This window comes from Microcystis sp. M049S2 (assembly GCF_020245625.1).
GTDB classification, from domain to species: Bacteria; Cyanobacteriota; Cyanobacteriia; order Cyanobacteriales; family Microcystaceae; genus Microcystis; species Microcystis ichthyoblabe_A.
Genome location: NZ_JADBUN010000015.1, coordinates 1 through 5310 on the forward strand (window position 1 = coordinate 1; position 5310 = coordinate 5310).

Annotated in this window: 4 protein-coding genes; all 4 read right to left on the reverse strand. The window is 48.3% G+C overall.

The genetic code is table 11. The features are described from left to right. Positions 1-228: DUF2887 domain-containing protein (locus IM496_RS01425; RefSeq protein ID WP_287661016.1), on the reverse strand; the 228-nt coding region annotated here is incomplete at its 3' end. Between the two features lie 28 nt (positions 229-256). After that, positions 257-3679, reverse strand: a complete 3423-nt coding sequence (locus IM496_RS01430) for a DEAD/DEAH box helicase family protein (RefSeq protein WP_287661017.1) — start codon at positions 3677-3679, stop codon at positions 257-259. A 72-nt stretch (positions 3680-3751) separates the two neighbouring features. Next, positions 3752-3898: an element excision factor XisH family protein gene (locus IM496_RS01435; RefSeq protein ID WP_287661018.1), complete on the reverse strand. Its 147-nt coding sequence runs from the start codon at positions 3896-3898 to the stop codon at positions 3752-3754. 9 nt (positions 3899-3907) lie between these two features. After that, positions 3908-5095, reverse strand: coding sequence for a restriction endonuclease subunit S (locus IM496_RS01440; protein ID WP_190723792.1), 1188 nt, complete (start codon positions 5093-5095; stop codon positions 3908-3910). Positions 5096-5310 lie beyond the last annotated feature (215 nt).

The window sequence follows — 5310 nt, forward strand, 5'->3', positions numbered from 1 at the left end:
CTGATAAAAAGCCTCATCTTCTTGAAATTGTACCTCACAAAAGTAGATAGGAGTCTGGGGGTTATTGTTTTGAGGCAGAAAGACTCCATCAAGACGAAAAGAAAGTTGTTTGACTTCCACTGAGTCAAAGCGGTAGTTATTCGCTTCGCTGATAGGGAGTTGAATTAATTCAAAGAAGATAGAGGGGAATGATTGAAAGAGTTGATAAAAAATCGTGTCAGTTTTCATGCTTTTATTTCTTCATCCGCGCTTGTTCTTAAACCGCATCAACGGACTGGTTAAACGATCGCAAAATCGAGACGATCCGATCAGCTTCCTGATCATTAAACATCCCATCTAGCCCTTCGGGATGGTTATCAGTAAAGGGAGGCTCGTAGAGCGCCCCCGGATTGATAACTCCGTTTTTAGTGAGGATATCGATGATATTTTCGATAAAACGGATTTGATTGGCCGAGAAGTTTGTCCCCTGCAAATAACGGGCAAAAGCTTGTTTAGCCGCCTGGCGATCGAGTCCGACGATTTCCAGGATCAGAAGCTTGAGGCTTTTCGTCTGGCCAAAAACCTCCTCAAAACGCTGACGGCTCTCAATTTCTGCGGCCGAAAATAGCATCTCCTCTAGGGCAGATAAATCCGTCTCCGTTAGGGGGATATTGCGCCGCAACTTAGCGATCGCAAGGTGATCCTGATGCTGACGGATATAGGCCTCCACTTTCCGGCGATACTGCTCGCGACTAAAACCGGTCTGATGGGTGGGAATATCGACCATCTGCACCTCCCCCATCTCATCGACAAAATCGGTGATCACGATCTGCTGCTTTTGGCGATCGATAAACTTGACCAGATCCCGGACACGCACCCGAATCCCCTCCACCATTGACGGCGTTGCTCTGGTCCACCAGCTTTCGTCCTGCACCTCGCGAATAAAGGCCAATTGTCCCTTAATCATCGGGATATCGGGCTTAGTCTCCAGTTGACCGAGAATATCCCGCACTTTGTCCCGCAATCGCTCATAACTACGGTCGGCCTTGAGAATGGCCAATTGCAGTTTCACACAGAGAAGGTCGAATTCCTTGGCCAGGGGATCCTCATTGGGCAGACTATTGGGTAAACCGGCCAAGCAGTCGGCAATGGTGGCCGCGTCCTCCTGACTCAGGTTGTCCCAACGCTGGCGCTGACTAAAGGTTTCCACCTGCGGCAAGCGACGACGCACGAGGAAATTATCCCGGGGCATGGTGGCGATGTGTTGATGGAGTGCATCGAGCAAACTCGTGTATAGGTCGTCGGCCCGCTCGACTTTGTAAGTAGAGGACTGCTCTCTTGCCCTAGGTGTCGCGCTTGGCTGGGCGGGAGCGAGACGGGTTGCCAACTCGAGGCGATGTTTAACTAGGCGACTGGTGAGGCTTTCGCGTATTTTCTGGCTTGTTTCATCGATATCCTGCTCGAAATACTCGAAATTACCGCAGAGGTCGAAGACCAGAAACTCGGTTTTATGGTTGCCAGGCCCGAACAAATCCTGACAGAGACGGGTCCCGCGCCCGATCATCTGATTGAACTTCACCCGGGAGAATACGGGCTTAAAAAAGACCAAATTAACCACTTCCGGCACATCTACGCCGGTATCGAGCATATCCACCGAGACGGCTAAAATCGGTTCTTTGTTGGCTTCGCTGAAGTCATCGAGCAGACTCTGGGCGTAATTGTCGTGACTGTCAATAACTTTGGCGAAATGACCTTTGTAGTGAGGATAGTTACTGTTAAAGCGATCGCAGATACATTGGGCGTGCTCGTGATTACGGGCAAAAATAATCGTTTTACCCAATCGATCGCCACTGTTGACCTTTAGCCCCCGTTGCATCAATAATTCTAATGCTTGATCCACGGTGTCGATATTGAACAACCAGTCATTAAAGGCAGCTGCGTTAATTGCCTGCGGTAGTTCGCCGCTTTCCTCGTCCCGGAACTTCTCCTCGTAGTCTAGCCGCTCCTCCGGGGTTAGATCGCTGTATTTAACCCCAGTACGCAGAAACTTAAACGGCACAGTAACGCCCTTGGGGGGGACGAGGTGGCCATCCCTAACGGCATCATTTAACTCGTAGGCGAAGGTAGGCAAGCCCTGGGGTAGCTGGAAAATGCGGTAGGTGTCCCGGTCTATTTCCGAGCGCGGCGTGGCAGTTAGCCCCACCAGCAGGGCATCGAAATAATCGAATATTTCGCCGTATTTCCGATAAATGGAGCGATGGGCCTCATCGACGATCACTAGGTCAAAATAACCCACTCCAAAGATTCGCCCCTCTGCATCCATGCGATCGATGGCGTTGAGCATGGTTTGATAGGTGGAGAAGAGGACGTTAGCCCCCGTCACTTCCTTGCTGCGGGTCAGATCTAGGACGGTAACGCTGGGTAGATGCCTCTGAAAGGCTCGATAGGCTTGCTTTAATAGGGCATTGCGATCGGCCAGAAACAGGACTCGGTTTACCCAATTGGCGCTCTTGAGCAGTTCCACCAATGCGATCGCAGTTCGGGTTTTACCGGTTCCCGTGGCCATAACCAACAGGGACTTACGGGCGCACTTTTCTTCAAAAGTTTCGGTAATGCGGCGGATGGCTTCTTTCTGGTAGGGACGGCCGACGATATCCTCGTTAATGGCGGTGTTGCTGAGGCGTTTACGGTGGTAACGGCGGAAAATTAGCCGTTCTAGCTCGGTTTTTCGCAGGAAACCGAGGACGGGACGGGGGGGATAGGTGAGATCATCCCAGAGATAGGTTTCATAGCCGTTACTGTAGAAAATAACGGGGCGTTGGTTGTAGTCTTTTTCTAAGGAGTCGGCGTAGAGTTTGGCCTGATTTTGGCCGCTGTCGGGGCTTTTGCTGCTGCGTTTTGCCTCCACGACGGCGAGGGGTTTGCCGTCGTCACCCCATAGTACATAATCGACGAAACCGCGCCCAGTATCCCCCGCTTGTTGGATGGGCATCCCCCACACCTCGAACTCTGTGGCGTTGGGGGCTTTGGTATCCCAGCCGGCCTCTTGGAGTAGTACATCGATCAGGTAGTGGCGGGTGTCGGCTTCGTTGTAGTCGTGCTGGTCAGCGATCGCTTGATTTTGGGCAAGGAGGGCATCCCGTTCGGCCCTAGCGGCTGCGAGTTCGGCCTCGGTTTGGCGCTGTTTTGCTTCGGCCAATTGGCGCAGGGCATCGCTTTGGGACAGGCGTTTTTCCAGGTCTTGCAGTTGTTTGGGAGCGGGGGGTGCGGCCGGGGGTATCTTCTGGCGATCAAAGCTAATATCGCCCAATTTTCGCCCATTCTGCCCATAGTAGCGCACCAGCCAGTAGGTGAGATGAAATAGTTCCTCGATCAGGTGCAGGGAGTCCCGTTCACTGATGAGGCTGGTATCGTGGGCGGCGTTGTTGCCGACTTTGTGGATGGTGCGAATTTTGCCGAAAAGTCCTGGTTTAAGGTTATCTTTAAAGGTTTGCTCGTGGATGAGAGCGCCTAGGCTATTGTCCCGGGGCGGTTGCAGGTAGGGGTCGTTTTCATAGAGCCAGCAGACCATTTGTTCTAGGACAAAACGGGTATAGAAGCAACTGGCCCGGGGGTTGCTGAAGACTAATCCCTCCGCTTGGCTGGCATGATCGTAGATTGTCGGGAATTGATCTCGCAGGAAGGAGAAGTTTGAATCCATATTGCGCTCCCCAGTCTATAACTCTATTATTCCCAAAGTTTTGGCTATCTCTATATTTTACCTGATTATTGTTTAACAGTTATATAAAAAAACAGCAAGTTCGGTTATTTCATCTAGGTTTTTCCCGCGTGACAGTGTGAGATGATAGGAATCTTGGTTAATTGTCCAACGGTCTTTTTTAATGGCATTTCCCACAAGATTATGGCAGTAATCCGCCAGCTGCCATGGCTACAGTTCCCCCCTAAATGCTCTTTGTAAAAGGGAATTAAAGAGATTTTCGGATTGTTCAAGCGCCTGAAGATGACACCGAACAGATTCTTCGATATTTTTCGTAACTTTTGTAATTAGATTTTGTGTCTTGATAGGAGGAACAACGACCTCAATTTTGGATAATCCTGGCTGTGAAATATTAGTGATTGTAGATGTGTTAGAACCTAAAATCAGTCTATTTCTCATCGGTGGAGTTCTAAGCATTAAAGATAGAAACTCTGGATTAATCAGGTCTGTCCTCGGCCTGACTCGGATCATAAATGAACTGAAAAGGCAAATCTCATCAGAATCATAAACAGAACATACAGCAACCCCTTCACGCTTTACTGAAGAACGTACAAATAGCAGATCTCCTCTCATGAGACTATATTTTTCAATCTCTTTTGGAGTTACGTCGAGAAGTGAATACTTTTCTGGAATGAAACGATGCCATTCGTACAAGTCAGATATGTTTGCAACCTTAGAGCCATGACCATAGTGTTCACTATTTTTTCCTATTCCGTTTTGAAAATTTGTACATATTTCACCGAGACGCTTCACCTCCCACCCTTTCGGATTAGTAACAGGATCACCGAACATCTCTAGGAAAGTTGATCGCAATAACTCCTCAGTCAACCGAATTGCCTCTTTGCGCTTGCGTCGCACCCCATCCGCTTTATCTAAAATTGCCGCAATTCTTCGCTGTTCTTCGAGGGGTGGGAGGGATACCTTAATCCCTTTAACTATCTCAATATTTAAGTTCTTTACAGTTGAACCAGAAGCAAGACGGGAAAACTCTGCATATATTAGATCAGAACCTAGTAGATGATAAAAATAATCTTGATCAATAACACCTTTTTTATTACTTAAAACAAGCCATCCATCATGAATACAACCAGATGTTTTCATGATATAAGGGTGGCCAAAGCTCATGGAATTCGTAAGTAAAAAATCACCCGGATAGACCATGCGTGAATTCTTAACACCAGTCTTCAAAATGCGCTTTTTAGTGTGTGTAATGTATTTTGAACTATCCGAAGCATCACCAATCATTACCCAGTTTACACCGTCAGGTTCTTCTGTCAGAAAATTCTGAATCGGTCTTGGCGAACCACCACGAGCAATTTCAAAAATATCGCCTAGTGCGACAGATGGCCAATCCTTCATCCCAACATCTCCTTTAATGCGTGTAAAACCTGATCAATCTTATTTTCAAACATAAATCAAACATCCTTTCGGTTGACTAAAGCGGTGGGTTACGACGGATTGTTAGATTGACTTTAACGCCTAGATTGTTGCCGTCTAACCCACCCTACTATGAACTCTTCTCCCTTCAATGGGTAGGGTGGGTTAGCGATAGCGTAACCCACCACTCTCTTGGA

Coding starts and splice junctions, on each gene's coding strand:
- IM496_RS01430 (WP_287661017.1), bottom strand. CDS start 3,679: ATGGATTCAAACTTCTCCTTCCTGCGAGATCAATTCCCGACAATCTAC.
- IM496_RS01440 (WP_190723792.1), bottom strand. CDS start 5,095: ATGAAGGATTGGCCATCTGTCGCACTAGGCGATATTTTTGAAATTGCT.